Origin of the sequence: Moorella humiferrea (genome assembly GCF_039233145.1) — a bacterium.
Classification (GTDB): Bacteria; Bacillota; DSM-521; order Neomoorellales; family Neomoorellaceae; genus Neomoorella; species Neomoorella humiferrea.
This window is the reverse complement of record NZ_CP136419.1, coordinates 2,650,085-2,671,946: the sequence shown is the minus strand read 5'-3', so window position 1 is coordinate 2,671,946 and position 21,862 is coordinate 2,650,085. Positions and strand designations below refer to the sequence as shown.

Here is a 21,862-nt window from a genome sequence, read left to right as displayed (position 1 = left end):
AAAAGAACCCCCCCTGGGGAAGATGTTGATAAAAGTAAAAAACATGGGTTGAAAAATGGGGATAAGGTATGGAAACACGGGTAAATATCCGATCTTATCTTAACAGCTTTGGTGATAACTATCAACAGGTAGAAGAATTTCCTTTTCCTTGACATAGAGAAAAGTACTCGGCTATAATTTGAATGATAAGGCCGAAATAAAGAAAAATCTTAGGAGGGAAAAAGGAGTTTGAAAAGGACGTATCAACCAAAAAGGAGACGCCATAAGAGGGTGCATGGATTTTTAAAACGCATGAGCTCAAAAGCGGGAAGGGAAGTTATTAAAAGAAGACGCCGTAAGGGGCGTAAACGCCTGTCTGCATAAGGCAGGCCATCCCGTATTTCTGGGGGCGGAAAATTGTTAAACGAAGGGCGGCGGATAGTCAAAGCCAGGGATTTTAACCGGGTATACCGCTTCGGGAAAAAGGTTAAGGGTGGAACGTTAAATTTATATTTTATTGCCAATAAATCAGGTGTCACCCGGTTCGGCTTTTCTATCTCAAAAAAAGTCGGCAAGGCAGTAAAAAGAAATTTATTAAAACGCCGCCTGCGGGAGATATGCCGTAAGCATATTAATTCATTCCTTCCGGGTGTCGACGTGGTTATAGTCGCCAGAAAAGAAGCCGTACAGCAGTCCTTTGCAGACCTTGAACAAGAAGTATTAAACTTAGGTAGAATGGGGAAAATTTTATAATGCGAGGAAGTTAATGGATGAGATTGTTAAAAAAATCATGATCGCCTCAATTCGTTTTTATCAGATTTTTATATCGCCGGTTCTAGGAAAAAGATGTCGCTTTTATCCCAGTTGTTCCCAATATACAATTGAGGCTTTAGAAAAATATGGGATATTACAAGGTTGTTACCTGGCCGTAAGGCGACTAATTCGGTGTCATCCCTGGCATCCGGGAGGATACGATCCCCTACGCTAAAGCCATGGTGGAGGTGAAAACTGCCTTTTTAAAAAGGCAGGTATTATTTGAGCGCTTTAGTTAATTTCCTTTCACAATCAATACAATTTTTATATAATATAACTAAAAATATAGGTATACCAAACTATGGCCTGGCCATAATTTTATTCACCATTCTCGTCAAGGTGATTCTTTATCCCTTAACTTACAAACAGCTCCGTTCCATGAAAAAGATGCAGGAGCTACAGCCGAAAATCCAGGAACTGCAGAAAAAATATAAAAACAATCCCCAAAAGGCCCAGCAGGCCATGATGGAATTGTATCAAAAGGAAGGGGTCAATCCCCTGGGCGGCTGTCTGCCCCTTTTGGTACAAATGCCCATTCTTTTTGCTCTTTTTAGCGCTTTGCGTGTTTTTTTCGATCCCGTACATCATCCGCCCTATGTTGAACTAGCCCATGCCGACTTTTTATGGATTAAAAATTTAGGCCAACCCGATCCCATTATACTGCCTGTTTTAGTTGCTTTAGGGACGTATTTTCAACAAAAAATCAGCATGGTGGGTACCAGCCAGGATCAAACACAGAAAACAATGCTTATAGTAATGCCTCTGCTGATCGGCTGGATGAGTCGCAACTTTTCAGCGGGCCTTTCCCTTTATTGGGTCACCTTTAGTTTAATGGGTATCTTGGAGCAGTGGTTTATACGTCGGCAACCTCGGCTGGTGAAGGAGGAAATCAGCTCCAAATGAAGGAGATCGAAGCAACCGGCAAGACTGTGGACGAAGCCATAGAAGCGGCGCTGAAAAGCCTGGGGGCCAGGAGGGATGAGGTAGAGATTTACGTTCTGGAGGAAGGAAGTAAGGGCTTTTTAGGTCTACTGGGTTCGCGCCAGGCCAGAGTTAAAGTGGTGCTGCCTGATAAACCGGAAGATGTAATTACTGATTTTTTAACGCGAGTCTTAAAGGCCATGAATGTAGAAGCCGGTATCGAAATTCGACAGAGGGAAGGATATTACTTTGTCAGTTTCCATGGCAAAGATTTAGGCCTTTTAATCGGACGGCGGGGGGACAACCTCGATGCCCTGCAGTTTTTATGCAATTTGGCCGTAAATAAAGTATTAAAGAACAAGATAAAAATAATCCTTGATGCCGAAGGATACCGCAAGCGTCGCGAACAGACGTTGATAAACCTGGCACGCCGTCTGTCGGCAAGGGTAAAGGCAACGGGAAAACGGATCGTCTTGGAACCTATGAATCCCCAGGAACGACGGGTCATCCATACTGCCCTACAGAATGACAGTGAAATTTTAACCTTTAGTGAAGGGCAGGAACCGAACCGCAAAATCGTGATTGCCTTGCGTCAATAGTTTTTTTGCGTTAAAATATAGCTAGTAATTTTTATGGCCCAGTAATACCTGAGTATTGCTGGGTTTTATTATGTGGGGGGACAAGAATGCTTGCCGATACCATCGCCGCCGTAGCCACGCCCCCGGGAGAGGGCGGGATAGGTATTGTTCGGATGAGTGGCAATAGGGCGATAGCAGTAGCTGATAAAATTTTCCAGCCAAGGCGGGGGTTAAAGTTGAGCGACAGTCCCAGCCATACCCTGCGCCTGGGTTATATCATCGATCCCGATACAGGAGAGACTGTAGATGAAGTGCTGGCAAGCATCATGCGAGCCCCCCACAGTTATACTGCTGAAGATGTTGTGGAAATTAACTGCCACGGAGGCTCTTTAGCAACAGCCAGGGTTTTGCAGCTAGTTTTACGTCATGGTGCCAGACTGGCCGAACCTGGGGAGTTTACCCGGCGAGCCTTTTTAAACGGCCGCCTGGATTTGGCCCAGGCAGAAGCAGTCCTGGATGTAATCAGGGCAAAAAGCAGCCGGGGCCTTGCTGCCGCCGTTTTGCAGCTTCAGGGGAAGCTTTCCCACAAAATCGGCAAAATAAGTGAATGGATAAATGGTGCTTTAGCCGCTATTGAGGCCAGCCTTGATTTTCCTGAAGAGGTGGGTGAGGTTGGTACTGAAGAGTTAAAAGGGCTGGAGGAGGCCAGGGAAGAAATAAAAGGGCTTCTGGTGACCTGGGAAGAAGGACGCCTAGTAAATGAAGGATTAAAAATTGCCATCGTCGGAAGGCCGAATGTTGGAAAATCGAGTCTTTTAAATGCCCTCCTTAATCAAGAAAGGGCCATAGTCAGCCATATACCAGGGACAACCCGTGATACCATTGAGGAAACTTTGCTATTAGGCGGATATACCTGTCGTCTAATTGATACGGCGGGATTAAGGGAAACGGCCGATGCCCTGGAGAGCATAGGGGTGGCCAGGACGCGTCAAGCCATAAATGAAGCCGATTTAATCTTAATGGTCGTTGATCTGAGCACCGGTATTTTGCCAGAAGATCGACTTATCTTTGAGGAAATAGCCGGTCGCGATAAAAATGTTATTATCGTCGGCAATAAAATTGATATGGTAAAAGAAAAAATAAAAGACCGTTTTTCTTTTTTTGAAGGTTATCCCCAGGTGAACGTTTCGGCAAAAGAAGGAATAGGTCTTGATGAATTGGCGACGAAGGTAAGGGAGATAGTCCTGGGTGGCCGCGTGGGGACCCAGAATGATGATGTCCTGATAATCCGCGCTCGGCACAGGGATGCCCTGGAAAAATGTCTGGAACACCTGGAAGCGGCCATAACCGCCTGGAAGGGAGGCGTCCCGACCGATTTGGTGGCCGTTGATCTCTGGGCGGCCAGGGACTATTTAGGAGAGATAACGGGAACGACGGCCAGAGAGGACCTTATAGACAGGATCTTTAGCGACTTTTGTATTGGTAAATGAAATTTAACGGAAAGAAGGTGAAAAGGATGTACAGGGCCGGATATTATGACGTTGTCGTCGTAGGTGCCGGACATGCTGGCTGTGAGGCCGCCTTGGCCGCTGCCAAGCTGGGTTGCCGGACCTTGATCCTCACCATAAGCCTGGAAAGCGTGGCCATGATGGCCTGCAACCCTTCCGTCGGCGGGCCGGCTAAAGGGCATTTAGTACGCGAAATAGACGCCCTGGGAGGAATTATCGGTTTAAATACCGACCGCAGCCGCATTCAGATTAGGCGTTTAAACAGCGGTAAAGGGCCGGCGGTAAGGGCCCTGCGCGCCCAGGCCGACAAAAAGCTGTACCAGCAGAATATGACCTTGACCTTGTGCCGGCAGGAAAACCTGGAAATCAAGCAGGCCGAGGTAGTTAGAATAATGGTGGAAAACGGCCGCGTTAAGGGAGTTTTGACAAAAACTGGCGCATTATTTTCTTGTAGAGCAGTAGTTTTAACCACGGGAACTTACCTGCGCGGAAGAATTATAATCGGCGATGTGGCTTATTCCGGCGGCCCCAACGGTCAATTTCCGGCTATAGAGCTGGCGGCCAATTTGCAGGACCTGGGTATCAGAATGGGCCGCTTCAAGACCGGAACGCCGCCCCGGGTAAGTGGTCGTTCTATTAATTGGGAAAAACTTACTGAACAGCCCGGTGACAGGGAACCTTTAAATTTTTCCTTTTGGGAGGACAACAGCCATCGTCCCAATGTGCCTTGCTGGCTTACACGTACAACTGAGACCACCCACAGGATAATCCGGGACAACCTGGATAGGGCTCCTTTGTTCAGCGGGATGATTGAGGGGAAGGGTCCGCGCTACTGTCCCTCAATTGAAGACAAAGTGGTGCGTTTTGCAGATAAACCTTCCCACCAGATTTTTCTGGAGCCGGAAGGCATGGGAACTGACGAGTGGTACGTTCAGGGATTGTCTACCAGCCTCCCTGAGGATGTTCAACTGGCAGTCCTGCACAGCATTCCGGGATTAGAAAAGGCAGAAATGATGCGCCCGGGGTACGCCATTGAGTATGACTACCTGGACCCCACCCAGCTAAAAAATACCCTGGAGCTGAAGAACATTTCCGGGCTGTTTACGGCCGGGCAGATCAACGGTACTTCTGGATATGAAGAAGCTGCAGCTCAGGGGTTAATTGCCGGGATAAACGCCGCCCAGTATATTAAAGAAAAAGAACCCTTTATTCTGCGCCGCGACCAGGCTTATATCGGTGTTCTCATCGACGATCTGGTGACCCGCGGCGTAACCGAGCCTTACCGTATGTTAACGGCAAGGGCCGAGTATCGCCTGCTTCTGCGCGAAGATAATGCCGACCTTCGCCTTGCCCACCTCGGTTATGACGTAGGGCTGCTGGACGCAGAACGGTTCAAAAAGGTCCAGGAAAAGAAAAGGAAGATTGAAGAAGGAATAAAACAGCTAGAAAAGCTGCATGTTGGCGACAACAATGGGATGGTCCAGGAAATACTAAAGGATTGTCAAGAAACTCCCCTTAAAGGAACCGCCAGCCTGGCCGATCTTTTGCGCAGGCCGGGAATAAAATATAAAGACCTGGTAAGAACGGGATTAATTGAGGAACTCCCTGCAGAAATCGCCCAAGAAATTGAAATGATCCTCAAGTATGAGGGATATATTGCCAAGGAAAAGGCTCAAGTGGAGAAAATGCTTAAGCTGGAGGGCAGACCCCTGCCAGAAGGAATTAATTATCGCGCCATTAAGGGTTTGTCCCGGGAAAGTGTAGATCAGCTAGAAAGGGTTAGACCCTGTTCCCTGGGTCAGGCGGCAAGAATTCCTGGCGTTACGCCGGCGGACATCGCCGTTCTTATGGTTTATTTAGAGCAAAAAAGGCGTGAAGGCATAAATGCAAGTGTCGTTTAAAGAAAAAATAAAGGAAATGCTGGCAGAGATAGGAATAAATTTAACAGACCGGCAGGTAGAAACGATAAAATCCTATATTGATATGCTTTTAGAAACAAACAGGGAAATGAACCTGACGGCTATCAACGAGGAGGGAGAAATCTGGCGCAAGCATGTTATCGATTCCCTCCTCGTTTTTTGTGCCGCAGAGATTTCCTCAGGTGCCAGAGTTATCGATGTCGGCAGCGGTGCCGGAATACCGGGAATCATTTTAAAAATATACCGTCCCGACTTGAACCTTACCCTTCTTGAAGCCCAGCGTAAAAAGATTATTTTTCAAGAAGAAGCAGTGGCAAAGCTAGGTCTAAAGAATATTAAATGCCTTTGGTCGCGCGCTGAAGAAGCGGGTCGCCTGGAAGAGCACAGGGAAAAATATGATGTTGCCGTGGCCAGAGCCGTAGCGCCGTTGAATATTTTGGTAGAATACTGTCTCCCCCTGGTAAAGGTCGGCGGGCTAATGATTGCTTACAAGGGGCCTTCAGTTGATGAAGAGTTAAAGGCTGCCGAAAAGGCCATAGCCATCCTGGGCGGCGATCAGCCAGAGGTCTGGCGGGGACACCTCCCCGGAGGTGAGGAAGAACGTCGATTGATAAAGATAAAGAAAAGCACAAAGACACCCACTAATTATCCTCGCCGAGCCGGTATGCCCACTAGAAAACCGTTAAAATAAAAAAGATATGTCCTTGCGGCAGGAACCAGGATTTGCATGACGAAATAAAGAAAAAAAGTTAAGGGAGAGGACGACCCCATGGGCAGGGTTATAGCCATTGCCAATCAAAAAGGGGGCGTTGGCAAAACAACGACGGCCGTAAATTTAAGCGCTTTTTTGGCCCAGGAAGGAAAGAAAGTGCTGTTGATTGATATCGACCCCCAGGGAAACGCCACCAGCGGACTCGGTATCGACCGCGCGGGCATAAAACATTGTATCTATGACGTCATAATAAATGAGGCACCCATTGCCGCAACCATTATCCCTACCTCTGTAGCCGGCCTGAATTTAGTACCGGCAACTATAGAGCTGGCCGGCGCCGAGGTTGAATTGGTAACAGCCATTGCCAGGGAAAAGAAACTAAGAAATGCCCTACAGGGTATAAAGGAAAAATACGATTATATCATTATTGACTGCCCTCCTTCCCTGGGATTGTTGACCCTCAATGCTTTAACCGCGGCAGAAGGCGTGTTAATCCCCATCCAGTGTGAATATTACGCCCTAGAAGGACTGGGACAATTGCTGAATACCATCAAACTGGTAACCAGACATCTGAACCCCGATTTAAAAATCGAAGGCGTAGTGCTGACCATGTTTGATCCCCGCACCAATTTATCGATGCAGGTTGTGGATGAAGTTAAGAATCATTTTCCTGAAAGGGTATTTAAAAGCATAATACCCCGCAACGTGCGTTTAAGTGAAGCACCCAGTTACGGGCAGCCCATAAACATCTATGATCCACGCTCGCGGGGGGCCGAGGCTTATAGAGAACTAGCCAGGGAGGTGATGGCCAATGGCTAAAAGGGGTTTGGGTCGGGGGTTGGAAGCTCTGCTGCCCGCCCAAAAGGCATCGGGAGGAGAAGTTGAAGGCATACAAATGTTACTGGTTGAGAAAATAAAACCCGGCCGGCATCAACCGCGCAGAGAATTTGACCTTGAAAAACTGGAGGAGCTGGCCCGATCGATAAAAAGCCACGGTGTAATTCAACCTATTATTGTTAAACCTGTGGGCGGCGGAAGTTATGAAGTAATAGCGGGGGAACGAAGGCTGAGGGCCTGTAAATTGGCCGGAATAACGGAGATTCCGGCAATAATAAAAGAACTTGATGCCCGGGAAACGGCAGAGATTGCCCTTATCGAAAACCTACAACGGGAAGATTTAAATCCCATGGAAGAAGCTGCGGCATATCAAGCCTTAATTAGCGAACATGGACTAACCCAGGAAGAAATCGCCGCCAGGGTTGGAAAGAGCAGGCCGGTAATCGCCAACGCCCTTCGCCTTTTAAATTTGCCGCAGAAGGTCCAGGAAATGGTACGAAGTGGTATAATATCGCCGGGGCACGCCCGCATAATTTTATCCCTTAAAGACGAAGAACAGCAAATAGCCCTAGCAGAAAAGATAGCTGCCACCGGTATAGCCGTTAGGGAAGCAGAGGCTCTGGCCAAAAAGATGCAGGAACAACCTGAAATCCAAAAGTTAAAAAAAGAAGATACAAAAGCCCAATGGGAGGTTAAACAACTGGAAGATAGACTTCAGAGCATTTTAAGTACCAAGGTAAAATTAAAGCACACCAAAGATAAGGGGAAAATAGAGATTTATTACTTCGGCAATGAAGAGTTGGAAAGGATTATAACTGTTTTAACGGGAGAAAATGTTTCACGTGAAACATTTTAAAACTGGATGGCAAGGAGGATGAAGTTAATGACTACATACTGGCAGGAGAAAGGTAAAATAAACACAGAAGGAACGGTGAAACTGGCTTTAGAGCGTGCCCGGCAGCTGGGGTTAAAAGACGTGGTGGTTGCGTCGGCAACGGGGTACAGCGCCCTACAGTGTTTAGGCAACAATGATTTAAATATCGTCTGCGTTACCCACCAGGCAGGTTTTAAAAATCCAGGAGAAATAGAGATGGGTGAAGAAATACGCCGACGCCTGCTAGATGGTGGAATTAAAATCTTGACCACCACTCACCTCCTGGCCGGGCTGGATCGTGCCCTGCGCTTTGCCTTTCAAGGGATTTATCCGGCCGAAATTATAGCCAATACCCTGCGTCTCTTCGGCCAGGGAACCAAGGTGGCCGTTGAGGTGGCAAGCATGGCCCTGGACGCCGGTCTGATACCCGCCGGTGTAGACGTAGTAGCTATGGGTGGTAGCAATGAAGGCGTAGATACGGCTCTGGTGATGCGCCCGGCCCATTCCCAGGACTTTTTTGCCACTAAAATTAAAGAGATAATCTGTAAACCAAGGGAGTTTTAAAGCCGATGGGCCTGTTGGGCACTTTAGTCAACGTTCTGGCGATTCTCGCCGGCGCCTTCGTCGGCATAGTTATTGGCACGCGCCTGCCCCAGCGGCTGATAAAGACTGTTACCCAGGCAACCGGCCTGGGTATCTTACTTATAGGAATGATTATGGCGGTGCAAACAAAAAAGCCGATATTGGTCATTATCGGCCTGGTTGCCGGCGCCGTTACGGGCGAACTTTTAAATCTTGAGGGGCTTCTTAATAACTGCGGCCGGCGCTTGGAAAAGTTCATCGCCGGCCGCAGCGGCGGAGAAATCAGCAGGGCCTTTGTAAGCGCCAGTCTCCTTTACTGTGTGGGAGCCATGGCCATTATGGGTTCGCTGGAGGCCGGTCTTAAGGGCAGTTATACTATCCTGTATGCCAAAGCGGTCTTGGACGGTATTTTGGCGGTTACCATGGCGGCCATCCAGGGATGGGGTATCGCCTTAGCGTCCGTATCCGTGCTCCTTTACCAGGGTAGTCTTACCATTATGGCTTCATGGCTGCAAGGTTATCTTACAGCAGCAGTGGTAAATGAAATTACGGCATGTGGCGGTCTTTTGCTCATTGCTATAGCTTTAGGAGTGCTGGAAATTAAAGAGATGCATGTAGGCAATTTCCTGCCCGCCCTTCTTTTTGTCGCTCTGTTCACCCTTTTGGGGTATTAAAAACGCCATTGACTACTAAAAAGGCACTATGGCCCTGGCGGCGGCAACGGCGGCCGCATATACCTCCTTTACAGGTACTCCTGCCTCTTGGGCGACCCTGCGGCAGGATTCGTATTCCGGAGCCGCGTGAATGTTTTCCCGACCGTCACCGTCGCGATAACGCCCCCACTTAACCGTCACTTTGCCGTAAGGCGTCATTACTTCTGTGAACTGGCGTTCACATGTAATGCGCCAGTCGCGTCTAAAGCGCAGACCCAGGGTGCTGGAATGTCGAAATATGGCGGTGGCAACTGACTGCAAATGATGTTCAGGGCAAATGGCGGTAAAAAGTACGCCCGGTCTGCCCTTCTTCATTTGTACAGGGGTGATATAGGCATCAACGGCTCCCGCCGCCAGCACTTGCTCCTGAAGGTTGGGATAGAATTCGGGGTTCATATCGTCGATGGTGGTTTCAATAACGGTACAGGCCTCATCTGCCGCTACATTATGTGCGGGAATTTCTCCCGTTGCCAGGCGCAGGAGGTTTGGATGGGGTAGAACAGTTTTTCCGGCCCCAAAACCGACGCTGTGGAGCTCCATTGCCGGAAACGGCCCAAAATCGGCGGCCAGGGTGGTGATTAAGGCCGCTCCCGTAGGCGTTACCAGTTCCGCCCTGATATCGGTACCGTATACGGGAAATCCACGGAGCAGGTAGAGGGTTGCCGGCGCCGGCACCGGTAACCTGCCGTGGTGGCATTCAATCCACCCGGAACCCAGGGGCAGAGGTGAGGAGACTATTTTTTCGATTCCCAAAAGGTGCAGCCCTAAAACGGTGCCGACGATATCGATAATGGCGTCGACAGCACCCACTTCATGGAAATGGACTTTTTCCGGTTCGATGCCGTGTACCTGTCCTTCGGCCCGGGCCAGACTGCGAAAAACTGCCGCCGCTTTTTCCCTTACAGGGGCGGGCAGGTCGCTGCCTTCTATTAAATCCAAAATATCATTTAAATGGCGATGGGGCTGGTGGCCGGAAACGAGGACCTCCACGTCTACGGCGGCAATACCGTGCTGTTTTGTTTCGCTGATTTTCAATTCCCAGCCGTCAAGGGGTAGTTTCTTTAAAGGTCCTTCCAGCTCGCTATGGGGAAGGCCGTTGGCAAGTATTGCGCCTAAGCACATATCGCCGCTTATCCCGGAGAAGCAATCAAAATAAGCTACCTTCATTTGGAACCTCCTTTTTATGTCCAACGTTAACGGTGCAAATCCTCTTGCTTTAGTACCGCATTCATACTGCCGCTGCGAAAGCCTTCAAGATCGAGGACAATATAAGTAAATCCCAGGTCTTGAAAGTATTTCACAATTTTTACCCTTATTGCGGCATCGATGAGGAGGGCGAAGGCGGCCGGGTTTACTTCTATACGAGCGATGGTATCGTGGTGGCGCACCCGAACTTCCTTCAATCCCAGGCGGCACAAAAAATCTTCGGCGGCGGCTATTTGACGGAGCTTTTCTGGGGTAATGGCCTGCCCGTAAGGTATGCGGGAGGAAAGGCAAGCCATGGACGGCTTATCCCAATTGGGCAGATGCAAATATCTTGCCAGCTGGCGTATTTCATCCTTTGTCAGCCCAACTTCCTGTAAAGGGCTGCGGACCCCGAACTCACGGGCTGCCCTTCTTCCGGGACGGAAATCGTCTTCATCATCGGCGTTGGCGCCGTCGACGATTGTCTTCAGAGCGTGTTCCGATGCCAGCCGCCGTAATGTAGCAAAGAGCTCTCTTTTGCAGTGGTAACAGCGTTCGGTGGGATTGGCCGTAAAGTTGGGATCTTCCATCTCATTGGTCTTGATAATCTGGTGCTGTACCCCCAAGTCGCGGGCCAGTTGCACCGCCGCGGCTATTTCGGCCTCCGGATAGGTTGGCGAAGATGCAGTTACCGCCATGACCCGGGTCGAAGTCATAGTGGCCGCCTTAAGAAGGAGGGTGCTGTCCACCCCTCCGGAAAAGGCGATAAGGACGCCTTCCATTTCCTCGATTTTTTTTAACAGGTTGTCCAGTTTTTCTTGTAACAAAGGAGATAACATGACCTTCACCACTCCGGCAGAAATTTTGTTTAAATGATCTGCATTCGCCATGGCCCCGACAAATCCTCCCCGCAAAAGTATTCCATATGATAAAAATTTTTTCCTAACAACAATCAGGACGTAAAGGGCGCAGGAAATTGCCGATTCGCGTTGAAATTAATCATTTGTTGTACTTTTAGGGGGAGGAACGCACGTTGAATTCTTTGACCTTAAGCCTGATGCCTTATGCGGGTCCGCTTCTTGTTGGTCTGATAGTCCTGCAGTTCATAATTATCCTGTGGCTATGGCACAACCATGGTGAAATAAGGCGCCTGGAAGGTCGCATCAGACGCCTGCTGGAAACGGGAGAAAGCCTTGATCTTGCGGCTGTCCTCGAACGGTTTCATGATTTGGGGGAAGTTAATGAAGCGATAAATCGGCTGCAGGAAAAAGTCCAGGACTTACAGGTAGGACTGGATAAGAGTTTCAGCCGCATAGGGTTGGTGCGCTTTAACGCCTTTCCTGACACAGGAAGTGATTTGAGTTTTGCCCTGGCCATCTTGAACCGCGAGGGTCATGGTTTTATCCTCTCCAGCCTATATGCCCGCGACGAGACACGGGTATTTATTAAGCCGATCCACAACGGTAGATCTAATTATCGGTTGAGTGAAGAGGAGGAAAAGGCCCTGGCCATGGCCATGGGGCTGATAAACCCGGATAAAGTGGCCGTATAATGCGGTGTATATCCTGCCGCCGACGGGGGAAAATTTTAACAGTACAATTTATTAAGGGGATGGTGCCGTGATTTTTAAAAATCGCGGGGAAGCCGGCAGACGGCTTTCTCAGGCCCTGGAGGAATATCGAGGCCGGCGTCCCCTGGTGCTGGCCGTTCCCAGGGGCGGAGTGGTTGTTGCCGCCCCGATCGTTGCCGCTTTGGCGGGGGAGCTTGATTTAATCATTCCCCGGAAAGTGGGTATTCCCGGCAATCCTGAATTGGCGGCGGCGGCAGTGATGCCCGACGGCACGATAATATACAACACGAAGCTTATGGAAGCCCTGAGAATTAAACCGGCAGATTTGCAGAGGCTGATTTGGCGGGAAATAGACGAAATTAAAAGGCGGATGGAAGTTTATCGCGGCGGTGCGGTCATGCCGGACATCAGCGGCAGGGTTGTTATAGTAGTTGACGATGGAATTGCCACCGGATTGACCATGGAAGCCGCCCTGCGGGCCGTAAGGAAAGAAAAACCGGGAATATTAGTTTTGGCCGTACCGGTGGCACCGCCGGAAACTGCCGCGCGCCTGCGTGGGCTGGTAGATGATTTAATATGCCTCGCCATGCCGGAGCCCTTTTATGCCGTCAGCCAGTTCTATGAAGATTTTGGTGAGGTTAGCGACGAAGAAGTTAAAGAGATTTACAGTAGATATCGGCCTGTATAATTCTATGCTTTTCCCGTCCTTTTATTGGATACCGCGGGCCACGGCGACGCTGCGGTGTTTATAGGCGAGGCACACCCCCTGGTAAATGGCATTGGCGATTTGTTGGGCCATGCGCATGACGATGGAAAGGCGGGTATTTTGCAGCACGAAATATTCCATATAACCGCCGACGTTGACAATACCCGTAAAGTGAATGTCTCCCACCTCCGGGAGATTTTTATTTACACCGGCTCCCGGCTTTAATGCTCCTGGGGCGAGGGTGATGGCCCCGACATTTTCGGCCTGGCCCAGGCAGGCATCGACGGCGATGATTATAGGATTGGCATGGTTGGCTTTGATATAAGCCAGTTTTTCCGTCAGGTTGCTGGCATGGACCGGCTCATCCAGGGTTCCATAGACTGCACAGGGCAGGTCGGGCATACGCAGGAGGTGGGTGCCTACCAGGGGTCCCAGACAGTCACCCGTCGAGCGATCGGTACCGATACAAACGACGACCAGGGGGCAGCTGCCTTCGGGATCGCGCTCTTTAAGGTGGGCGGCCAGGGTTTGGCTTAATTTCTCCACTGCCATGGGGTCTTGATAATAGAATTTTATTTTAGGTGCAGGTATCGTTTCTTGATGCTGTGTAAAAAAAGGTAACGGAGCCATACCTTACCTCCCTTGAGACCTTGTGCCTAGAGTATATGCCAATTTCCTCCTTTTTATACTACTGCTCCCTCGCACCAGCATATTAATATACAAAGGATGGGGGAGGGTGGTCCCGATCTTTTGGAGGGAATTGGCAATAGCGATCGCCGTAGTCGGCACAATGATTGGAGCCGGCTTTGCCTCGGGGCAGGAACTGGTCCGCTTTTTTTTAGTCCTGGGGTCCAGGGCAGATGAAGCCGTAATTTTGATGGGGGGCCTTTTGACTTTCATGGCCGCCTGGGTGCGCCGTCTGGCGTTACAGTGGTGTACCCGCAGTTATCATGATTTTTTGTCCAGGCTCCTGGGAAGCTGGGAAAAACCGGCCGATTTGGCCACCGCCCTTTTTTTATTTGGCGGCCTTGCCGTTATGCTTGCGGGTTCGGGAGCATTGGTTAAGGAATATTTTAGAATAAATCCACTCTTTGGCATGGCGGCCTGCGGTCTTTTATCCCTCCTGGCCTGCCTGGGACAGGGCCGCGGCCTGATCATGTTAAATTTGCTGCTGGTACCTGTAATGCTTATTACAATAGTAACGGTAGTGATAAGTTTAAGTTTATCCTTCGCCGCTTCTTCCCCTCCGGCCGTTCCGGCCCCGGCCCAGGGCCTTATTGGCACGAACTGGCTTCTCAATACCTTCTTATACGTCGCCTATAATATGATCGGTATAACGGTGTTGCTTACTTCCCTGCCATCAACGCAAAAAGGGACTTTGGGAGCGGCTGGCGGCGGCATTTTTATAGGGGTTTTAGCCTTTTTTTTGGTAAAGAACCTGGCAACCATGCCCACCGATGGGTTGGAAGCCGAGTTCCCCTTGCTGTACATGGTTTCCATCCGGCGGGGGGGTTTGGTCAAATTTTATGTTTTGGCCCTCTGGTTGGCCCTGGCGACAACGGCGGCATCCAATCTGTACGGACTGGCTGCAAGGTTCGCTCAGTTTGCACCTTTTATCGGGCGGCGCGCTCCTTTACTGCTCCTCGCTTTTAGTCTGCCCCTGGCGGGGTGCGGGTTTGCCAATCTTATCAGCTGGGTTTATCCTTTTTTTGGTTATATTTGTCTGATCTTTTTGGTTATAGCATGGTTAAGCCGGTTGTAAATTTTGTGACGGCAGGATTTTACTTGCCCTTTGTCGAAAAAAAATTAAAATCGATGGAAGGAGTGAAGGATATGAAGCCAGACCACCCGAAAAATCGGCGTCGGGGGTGGTCGTTTGTCTTATTGCTAACCTTTGTTCTGGTTTTAGCCGGAATAACCGGCGGATGTTTCAGCAAATCCAAACCTGCCCCTCAGGAGGACAAGGTGAGTAATAAGGTGAGACAGCCCCTTCTTTTAACGCGGGAGCTGGGGCAGGTTTTAGTTTATTATTTAACTGAAGATGGCACCTACCTTGTACCCGTTACCATAACCTTTACTCCTACCCGCGAAGTAGCCAAAACTGCCGTGGAAAAGCTCCTTGCCGGTCCCCAGGTGGATGGTTTAAAGGGAGTTATGCCCGAGGGAGTTAAACTGCGGGATATTTATGTTTTGGATGATCTCAATACGGTTTACGTCGACCTCACCAAGGAACTGCTGGCTGTACAAAATAAAGAACAGGCGGAAAAGGCAGTTAAGGCCCTGGTTTTAACTCTGACAAACATAGAGAACGTTAAATACGTCAATATTCTAGTCGAAGGGCAGGCCGTTACGGAGTTGGCCGGCTTAAAACTCAATACGCCCCTTGCCCGTCCGGAAACAATCAACAGCCTGATAAAGAACGGACAGGAGGGTGTGCAGGTATACTTTAGCGACGCCAAAGCCAATTTTTTGGTGCCGGTCACGGTACCCTTACCGTCCGGTGCCACGGCGGGCGACCTGCCCAGGGCGGCGGTTTTGGCCCTGCTGGCCGGGCCGCCGGCCGACAGTAACCTGGTGCGTACCGTTTGGCCCGGTACCAGGTTATTGAATTTCAGCATCGCCGATGGATTGGCCACCGTAGATTTGAGCAAAGAAGTTACGGCCTACGGCGGGGGCAGCGCGGCCGAAACCGCCCTCCTCAATTCCCTCCTTTTCACCCTGACCCAGTTTCCCGGTATCAACAGGGTGCAATTGCTTATAGAAGGGCAAAAGAGGGAATATTTACCCGAGGGTTCGGCCATCGGTGCCCCCTTAACCAGGCCGGAAAAACTCAACTTCCTTAAACGTTAGTGGAGACTGATGGGTATACGCCGTTGCCGCTGGTTATCCCCTTTGGGGAGACGGATTTCCAGGATGCCGTTTTTGTATGTTGCCGTTGCTTTTTCCGGCTCTACCCTGGCCGGAAGGCTAAGGGTACGGGCAAATGTGCCGTAAAAACGTTCGGTTCGATGGTAGTCACGTTCATCGGTTTCTTCGCTGCGGCGTATTTCACCCCTCACGGTAAGGGTGTCTTCGGTAGCGGTGATTTCGACGTCGTCACGGGAAGTAAGGCCCGGCAGTTCTGCGGTGGCCACTACTTCCCTATCGTTTTGGTAAATATCGAAACGGGGGCCGATTTCCCAGGGGCCGGTAAAGAAGTTGCGCAGCATGGCCTCACGGAAATCGGCCAACTCGCTGAAGGGGCGCCAGGGCCCGATACTCATAGGACGACCTCCTCTATAAAATTTTCTTGATGTATATTTTTTAACCGGCAGGCGAGGATTATAACTGGAGGAGGAGAAAATTATGGATCAGCTCCAAAAACGTCTAAGGCAGCTGCCGGCGGTGGACCAAATATTGCAGCACCCCTCCCTTAAGGATCTGGCCTTGGCTGACCATAAGCTGGCGGTTAAATGCACCCGCGAGGTTTTGACGGCCTGGCGGAACCGTATACGGGCGGGGATGGAGCCGCCGGCAACAGATGAACTGGCCCGGGAGATAAGGGACAAATATATAAGCGACAGGCGGGGAAGTCTGCGCCCCGTCATAAATGCTACGGGCACAGTATTACATACCAACCTAGGACGGGCGATTTTAAGCGAAGCCGCCGCTATGGCAGCCTATACGGCGGCCAGGCGCTATACCAATTTAGAGTTCGATCTAGCAACGGGACACCGCGGCAATCGCTACGAGCATGTCTCCACATTGCTCCGGGAGCTGACAGGCGCCGAAGGAGCCCTGGTGGTCAACAACAACGCCGGTGCCGTTTTTTTAAGCCTTTCCGCCCTTGCCGCCGGGAGGGAAACGATTATTTCCCGCGGCCAGCTGGTCGAAATCGGCGGTTCCTTCAGGGTCCCGGAAGTTATGGCCCAGAGCGGCACCCGGCTGGTGGAAGTAGGGACGACTAATAAAACATACCTTAAGGATTATGAAGCGGCCATAGGACCGGAAACGGCCCTGCTGCTAAAGGTTCACCCCAGCAATTATCGTATCCGGGGTTTTACCCACGAGGTCACGACGAAGGAGCTGGTGGCCCTTGGTCGCCGCTATCAGATTCCCGTAATGGAAGACCTGGGCAGCGGCGTACTCTTGAACCTGGAAAGCTATGGTCTTCAAGGGGAACCGACGGTTCAGGATGAAGTCAGGCAGGGAGTGGATTTGTTAACCTTTAGCGGCGATAAACTTTTAGGTGGGCCCCAGGCCGGAATCATTGTGGGGCGGCAGGAGCTAATAGCGGCCATAGCCCGTCACCCTTTAACCCGCGCCCTGCGGGTCGATAAACTCACCCTTGCCGCCCTCGAGGCCACCCTTTTGGCCTATCGTTATCCTGAAAGGGCCGTAAAGGAAATTCCCACCCTCGCCGCTCTGACCATGACGCCGGAGGAGCTGCAAAAAAAGGCCGAGCACCTGTGTGAGCTCCTGGCAAGAGTTTTGGCATCCCGGGCCAGGGTAGAAGTAAAATCCATTACCTCCCAGGCGGGAGGGGGAGCATTACCGTTAGCTGAGTTGCCTTCCTGGGGTGTAGCCGTTATGCCGGAGAAAGTGGAGACTACAGAGCTGGCCCACCGCCTGCGGCGGACTGAGCCTGCGGTGCTAGTGCGGATTCAGGAAGACGCCTTAATTCTAGATGTCCGCACCCTTTTGCCGGGGGAAAACAGGGAACTGGCCGCGGCCCTGGTGCAGGCCTTTGATCTTGTCGGCTTGCCTGACGGGGAAAGTAATAATGCATGAGGGGAGCTGTCTGTGGAGTACATTATCGTCGGAACTGCGGGCCATGTCGACCATGGGAAAACCGTTCTGGTAAAGGCCTTAACAGGCGTAGATACCGACAGGCTCAAGGAAGAGAAGGAAAGGGGCATATCCATTGAGCTGGGGTTTGCCCCCCTGCGTTTACCGAGCGGCCGCCTGCTAGGACTGGTAGATGTGCCCGGTCATGAACGTTTTATTCGCCAAATGCTGGCCGGCGTTGGCGGCATGGACCTGGTAATGCTGGTCGTCGCCGCCGACGAGGGCGTGATGCCCCAGACCAGGGAACACCTGGCCATCATCGATTTGCTGCAGATTAAGAAGGGAATTATCGTTATCACCAAGATAGACCTGGTCGATGGCGAGTGGCTGGATTTGGTGCAGGAAGACGTACGTCGCTCCGTCCAGGGAACGGTGCTGGCCGATGCCCCCATCATTCCCGTGTCTGCCGTAACCGGTGAAGGGATACCCGAACTCCTTAACAAATTGGACGAACTGGCGGCAGTAACTCCCCCACGACCCGCCCGCGGGGGTGTACGGCTGCCCATCGACCGCGTTTTTTCCATTACCGGTTTTGGCACGGTAGTTACCGGCACCCTTTGGACGGGAACCATCAAAGTCGGAGACGATTTAGAAATTCTACCCCAAGGCATAAAAACTAAGGCCCGCAATCTTCAAGTCCATGGCAAAAATGTAAGAGAAGCCCTGGCTGGCCAGCGCGTGGCTGTCAATTTAGCCGGGGTCGACAAAGAAGCCGTGGGCAGGGGAAGCACCCTGGCAACGCCAGGACATTTACCTTCGGCCCGCCGCATAGACGCTACAGTTAAACTGCTGTCCGGCTCACGCACCATTGAAAACCGCAGCCGTATTCGTTTTTATTTAGGTACGGCGGAAATTTTGGGACGGATAATCCTTCTTGACCGGGAAGAGATTAAGGGCGGCGAAAATGCCCTTGTCCAATTTCTCATGGAAGAACCGGTGGTTTCCCTGCGCGGCGATCGTTTCGTCCTCAGGAGCTATTCTCCTATGGAGACTATAGGCGGCGGCGTGGTCATCGATCCGGACGCCCCCCGGCATCGCCGCTTTGATACCAATGTCCTCGCATCTTTGCGCAAGAAATTGGAGGGAACGCCCGGGGAAGTCCTTGCCCAGATTATCAAGGAACACAGGCAGGGCATCAATTTAACGGAAGCTGCCGCCGCAGCGGCCATGAATGTAGATGATGCCCGCGAGCTCCTCCATGGGATGGCCGCAGAAGGGCTTTTTGTTATGCTTCCCTGTGAACACGACTTATATATTGTGGACAGAGAAATAATGGATGCGTGGTGGCGGGAAACAGAAAGGGCGCTGACCGATTTTCATTGCCGTTACCCTTTACGTCCCGGCCTGGGCAAAGAAGAGCTGCGTTCCCGCTGTTTCTCCCAAATACCGGCGCGTGTTTTTCAACCCCTGCTAGAGCAGTGGTCCCGGGAAGGGCGTATCGTTTTTACTGCAGGGACGGTAGCCCTGGCCGGTTTTAAACCGGACCTTACACCTAAACAAAAGGAATTATTAGAAGGCATAGCTGCATATTACCGAACGGCCCGCTGGCAACCCCCTGACTTTAAAGGGGTGGCGGCCAACTTTAAAGTGCAGCCGTCCGAACTGGAAGAACTCCTTCACTATCTGGTGCGGGAAGGTGTGTTGGTAAAGATCAACGAAGAATTTTACTGGCACCGTGAGGCCTTTGAAGAAGCAGTAAATGTGGTGCGGGAACTTGGCCGCACTGGACCCTTTGGGCTCGCAGAGGTAAGGGACGCCCTGGGCAGTTCGCGTAAATTTATTTTACCGTTCTTAGAATACCTCGACAGATTGAAGCTAACCCGCCGCCAGGGGGACAAACGCATTTTCATTGCCAATTGACAGCCGTTTGCCCGACGCTTTATAATTAATTTATACTGTGCCTACCAGATGTAAAAAATCGGAGGAGGTAGCTCAGATGGGGAAGAGTAAGCGGATTACTTTAATCGCCCTCGTTTTGCTCCTGGCGGTATCCCTTTTGGCCGGCTGCGGCCAGGGACAAAAAAGCGGCGGTCAGCAGGGAACTGCAAGCGGTGGTAATGAGATAAACATCGGTGTCAATTACGAGCTTACCGGCAAAGTGGCTACTTACGGCACCAATACCAAAAATGCTATCCTTCTGGCCTTTGAAGAAATTAACAGTAAAGGTGGCGTTTTGGGAGGCAAAAAGATTAATCCTATAGTCCTGGATAACGGCAGCAAGCAGGAAGAATCAATGAGCGTTGCCGCCAAGCTGGTAACTGAAAATAAAGTTGTCGCCCTTTTGGGTCCGGCTACCACCGGCAACACTTTGGCGGCAATACCTGTGGCTACCGACAATAAGGTTCCTTTACTTACCACATCGGCCACCAATCCCGACATTACCGTCGATCCCCAGACAAAAAAGGTGCGCGATTATATATTCCGCATCTGCTTCACTGATCCACCCCAGGCGATAGTTGGGGCGGAATTCGCCGTCAAAGATTTGGGAGCTAAAAAGGCTGCCATTTTGTACGACAACACCAACGATTACAGCAAGGGATTGTATCAGGTATTTAAACAAGAATTTACTAAGCGGGGCGGCCAGATAGTTGCCGAAGAAAGTTTCAATCAGGACGATCAGGATTTTCGTCCTTTCCTAACCCGCTTTAAAAATGCCGGCGCCGACCTTATTTACGTCCCGGCCTATTATGAACAGGTGGGTAAAATCGTCAGCCAAGCCCGGGAATTGGGCCTCAACGTGCCCATGCTGGGCGCCGACGGCTGGGATTCGCCTAAACTGGCCGAATTTGCCGGAGGAGCGGCCAATTTGAAGGATACCTATTTTACCAACCATTATTCGGCCAGCGATCCCAATCCCAAGGTACAGGCCTTTGTTAAGGCTTACAAAGAAAAGTACGGCACTGAGCCCGATGCCTTTGCCGCCCTTGGCTACGATGCTGCTTATCTTTTAGCCGACGCCATCAACCGGGCCGGCAAGGCCGAACCGGAGGCCATCCGTCAGGCCCTTGCCGAAACTAAGAATTTCGAAGGCGTTACTGGCAAAATGAGTTTTGACAGCAATCATAACCCCGTTAAAGAAATCGCCATCATCGCCCTCGTTGACGGCAAACAGACCTTAAAGACGAAGATTCAGCCCACAAGCAATTAACCCGTTTGAGTATAAATTTATCAATATCCAATGGGGGGAACTTTCCCCTCATTGGCCTTTATTAGGCTTTAAGACAGGAGTTGGCGACAGGTGGCCGCTTTTCTGCAACAGATAATAAACGGTCTTTCCCTGGGTAGCATTTATGCCCTCATCGCCCTCGGATATACCATGGTTTATGGTATTATCCAACTCATTAATTTCGCCCACGGCGACATTTTGATGGTGGGGGCTTATGTAGGGTTTCTGGCCGTTGTTTATTTAAAACTCAATATATGGTGGGCCTTTTTTCTTGCCGTGGCATCATGCAGTCTCCTGGGTGTGATCATTGAGAGGATTGCCTACAGGCCCCTGCGCAATGCGCCGCGCCTGGCTGCCCTTATCACGGCCATAGGCGTGTCGCTCCTGCTGGAGAATGGAGGCCTCATGGTCCTGGGGACTGATATTCGTTCATACCCGGCCGGCACCATTAATAACGTGCAATTGCCCATCACCTTAATGGGCATTCCCATAACCGTCACCACCCTCCAGATAATAATTTTAGCAGTAACGATAGCCATTATGCTTTTTCTCCAGTATATCGTCCGTTACACGTGGGCGGGAAAGGCCATGCGCGCCGTATCTTATGATTCCGACGCCGCGAGATTAATGGGTATCAATGTGGATAACACCATTTCTGTAACTTTTGCCCTGGGATCGGCCTTTGCCGCCGTGGCCGGCATCCTTTTGGGGCTCTATTATAATACGATTCAACCTTTAATGGGCATCATGCCAGGGTTGAAGGCCTTTGTTGCGGCAGTCATCGGGGGCATCGGCCTTATTCCGGGAGCCATGGTGGGCGGCTTTGCTTTAGGCATTTTCGAAACCATGGTCAGCGGCTATTGGAGCAGTAAAATGAGGGATCCCATTGTTTTTCTACTCTTAATTTTAATCCTGCTCATCAAACCTGCCGGCCTCCTGGGCAAAAGCAATACCGAGAAGGTGTAGGTGAAT

24 protein-coding genes are annotated in these 21,862 nt (G+C 50.7%); 20 read left to right on the top strand and 4 right to left on the bottom strand.

Translation table 11 applies throughout. The features are described from left to right. Positions 1-228 precede the first annotated feature (228 nt). The 12 genes from rpmH to MHFGQ_RS13825 all read left to right on the top strand — a co-directional run bounded on the left by rpmH (position 229) and on the right by MHFGQ_RS13825 (position 9,397). On the top strand, positions 229-363 hold the full coding sequence (gene rpmH / locus MHFGQ_RS13880; protein WP_106005320.1) for a 50S ribosomal protein L34: 135 nt from the start codon (positions 229-231) through the stop codon (positions 361-363). Between the two features lie 33 nt (positions 364-396). Then, on the top strand, positions 397-732 hold the full coding sequence (rnpA, locus tag MHFGQ_RS13875) for a ribonuclease P protein component (protein ID WP_170066258.1): 336 nt from the start codon (positions 397-399) through the stop codon (positions 730-732). Between the two features lie 37 nt (positions 733-769). After that, the gene (yidD, locus tag MHFGQ_RS13870) at positions 770-967 is read left to right on the top strand and encodes a membrane protein insertion efficiency factor YidD (protein WP_277997021.1); all 198 of its coding nucleotides are present in this window, start codon (positions 770-772) and stop codon (positions 965-967) included. A gap of 47 nt (positions 968-1,014) precedes the next feature. Next, positions 1,015-1,695 (top strand): YidC/Oxa1 family membrane protein insertase, encoded by a 681-nt coding sequence (locus MHFGQ_RS13865; protein ID WP_106005318.1) that lies wholly within the window; start codon positions 1,015-1,017, stop codon positions 1,693-1,695. Further along, positions 1,692-2,312 (top strand): RNA-binding cell elongation regulator Jag/EloR, encoded by a 621-nt coding sequence (gene jag / locus MHFGQ_RS13860; protein WP_106005317.1) that lies wholly within the window; start codon positions 1,692-1,694, stop codon positions 2,310-2,312. Before MHFGQ_RS13865 ends, jag begins: the two co-directional genes overlap by 4 nt. An 86-nt stretch (positions 2,313-2,398) precedes the next feature. Continuing rightward, positions 2,399-3,781 (top strand): tRNA uridine-5-carboxymethylaminomethyl(34) synthesis GTPase MnmE, encoded by a 1,383-nt coding sequence (gene mnmE, locus MHFGQ_RS13855; protein ID WP_106005316.1) that lies wholly within the window; start codon positions 2,399-2,401, stop codon positions 3,779-3,781. Positions 3,782-3,807: 26 nt separating this feature from the next. Continuing rightward, on the top strand, positions 3,808-5,700 hold the full coding sequence (mnmG, locus tag MHFGQ_RS13850) for a tRNA uridine-5-carboxymethylaminomethyl(34) synthesis enzyme MnmG (protein WP_106005315.1): 1,893 nt from the start codon (positions 3,808-3,810) through the stop codon (positions 5,698-5,700). After that, a complete protein-coding gene (gene rsmG / locus MHFGQ_RS13845) occupies positions 5,690-6,409 on the top strand; it encodes a 16S rRNA (guanine(527)-N(7))-methyltransferase RsmG (protein ID WP_170066257.1) in 720 nt (239 codons plus the stop codon). The genes mnmG and rsmG overlap by 11 nt, the downstream gene beginning before the upstream one ends. 78 nt (positions 6,410-6,487) lie before the next feature. Further along, positions 6,488-7,249 (top strand): ParA family protein, encoded by a 762-nt coding sequence (locus tag MHFGQ_RS13840; protein WP_106005313.1) that lies wholly within the window; start codon positions 6,488-6,490, stop codon positions 7,247-7,249. Continuing rightward, positions 7,242-8,123, top strand: a complete 882-nt coding sequence (locus tag MHFGQ_RS13835) for a ParB/RepB/Spo0J family partition protein (RefSeq protein WP_106005312.1) — start codon at positions 7,242-7,244, stop codon at positions 8,121-8,123. The genes MHFGQ_RS13840 and MHFGQ_RS13835 overlap by 8 nt, the downstream gene beginning before the upstream one ends. Positions 8,124-8,150: 27 nt before the next feature. Continuing rightward, positions 8,151-8,705 carry a pyruvate kinase alpha/beta domain-containing protein gene (locus tag MHFGQ_RS13830; protein ID WP_106005311.1) on the top strand — a complete coding sequence of 185 codons (555 nt, stop codon included), beginning with the start codon at positions 8,151-8,153 and terminating at the stop codon, positions 8,703-8,705. A 5-nt stretch (positions 8,706-8,710) separates the two neighbouring features. Further along, positions 8,711-9,397, top strand: a complete 687-nt coding sequence (locus tag MHFGQ_RS13825) for a DUF554 domain-containing protein (RefSeq protein ID WP_245907829.1) — start codon at positions 8,711-8,713, stop codon at positions 9,395-9,397. Between the two features lie 15 nt (positions 9,398-9,412). Here MHFGQ_RS13825 and larC read toward each other — a convergent pair whose 3' ends face one another. After that, positions 9,413-10,603 carry a nickel pincer cofactor biosynthesis protein LarC gene (gene larC / locus MHFGQ_RS13820; RefSeq protein ID WP_106005310.1) on the bottom strand — a complete coding sequence of 397 codons (1,191 nt, stop codon included), beginning with the start codon at positions 10,601-10,603 and terminating at the stop codon, positions 9,413-9,415. 26 nt (positions 10,604-10,629) lie between these two features. Further along, entirely contained in the window at positions 10,630-11,511 is an 882-nt protein-coding gene (larE, locus tag MHFGQ_RS13815) for an ATP-dependent sacrificial sulfur transferase LarE (protein ID WP_245907828.1), read from the bottom strand. Between the two features lie 143 nt (positions 11,512-11,654). On the opposite strand from larE, the gene MHFGQ_RS13810 reads away from it, so the two are divergent. Both MHFGQ_RS13810 and MHFGQ_RS13805 read left to right on the top strand, forming a co-directional pair. Then, entirely contained in the window at positions 11,655-12,173 is a 519-nt protein-coding gene (locus MHFGQ_RS13810; RefSeq protein ID WP_170066256.1) for a DUF4446 family protein, read from the top strand. 67 nt (positions 12,174-12,240) lie between these two features. Beyond that, positions 12,241-12,879 carry a phosphoribosyltransferase gene (locus tag MHFGQ_RS13805; protein ID WP_106005309.1) on the top strand — a complete coding sequence of 213 codons (639 nt, stop codon included), beginning with the start codon at positions 12,241-12,243 and terminating at the stop codon, positions 12,877-12,879. Positions 12,880-12,900: 21 nt separating this feature from the next. On the opposite strand, the gene yyaC is transcribed toward MHFGQ_RS13805, so the two are convergent. Then, positions 12,901-13,527, bottom strand: a complete 627-nt coding sequence (yyaC, locus tag MHFGQ_RS13800; protein ID WP_106005308.1) for a spore protease YyaC — start codon at positions 13,525-13,527, stop codon at positions 12,901-12,903. Between the two features lie 130 nt (positions 13,528-13,657). Here yyaC and MHFGQ_RS13795 point away from each other — a divergent pair, with 130 nt between their 5' ends. Beyond that, complete coding sequence (locus MHFGQ_RS13795; protein WP_170066255.1) at positions 13,658-14,659, top strand: hypothetical protein; 1,002 nt, start codon at positions 13,658-13,660, stop codon at positions 14,657-14,659. Positions 14,660-14,862: 203 nt separating this feature from the next. After that, positions 14,863-15,747: a GerMN domain-containing protein gene (locus MHFGQ_RS13790; protein WP_170066254.1), complete on the top strand. Its 885-nt coding sequence runs from the start codon at positions 14,863-14,865 to the stop codon at positions 15,745-15,747. On the opposite strand, the gene MHFGQ_RS13785 is transcribed toward MHFGQ_RS13790, so the two are convergent. Beyond that, entirely contained in the window at positions 15,744-16,160 is a 417-nt protein-coding gene (locus MHFGQ_RS13785; protein ID WP_106005306.1) for an Hsp20/alpha crystallin family protein, read from the bottom strand. The genes MHFGQ_RS13790 and MHFGQ_RS13785 overlap by 4 nt on opposite strands. Before the next feature lie 82 nt (positions 16,161-16,242). Between MHFGQ_RS13785 and selA the strand changes: the two genes are divergently transcribed. The 4 genes from selA (at position 16,243) to MHFGQ_RS13765 (ending at position 21,856) form a co-directional block, all read left to right on the top strand. Beyond that, positions 16,243-17,667, top strand: coding sequence for an L-seryl-tRNA(Sec) selenium transferase (gene selA / locus MHFGQ_RS13780; protein ID WP_106005305.1), 1,425 nt, complete (start codon positions 16,243-16,245; stop codon positions 17,665-17,667). Between the two features lie 12 nt (positions 17,668-17,679). Next, the gene (selB, locus tag MHFGQ_RS13775; RefSeq protein ID WP_106005304.1) at positions 17,680-19,584 is read left to right on the top strand and encodes a selenocysteine-specific translation elongation factor; all 1,905 of its coding nucleotides are present in this window, start codon (positions 17,680-17,682) and stop codon (positions 19,582-19,584) included. Positions 19,585-19,660: 76 nt separating this feature from the next. Next, positions 19,661-20,872 carry an ABC transporter substrate-binding protein gene (locus tag MHFGQ_RS13770; protein ID WP_106005303.1) on the top strand — a complete coding sequence of 404 codons (1,212 nt, stop codon included), beginning with the start codon at positions 19,661-19,663 and terminating at the stop codon, positions 20,870-20,872. A 90-nt stretch (positions 20,873-20,962) separates the two neighbouring features. Beyond that, complete coding sequence (locus tag MHFGQ_RS13765; RefSeq protein WP_106005302.1) at positions 20,963-21,856, top strand: branched-chain amino acid ABC transporter permease; 894 nt, start codon at positions 20,963-20,965, stop codon at positions 21,854-21,856. Positions 21,857-21,862 lie beyond the last annotated feature (6 nt).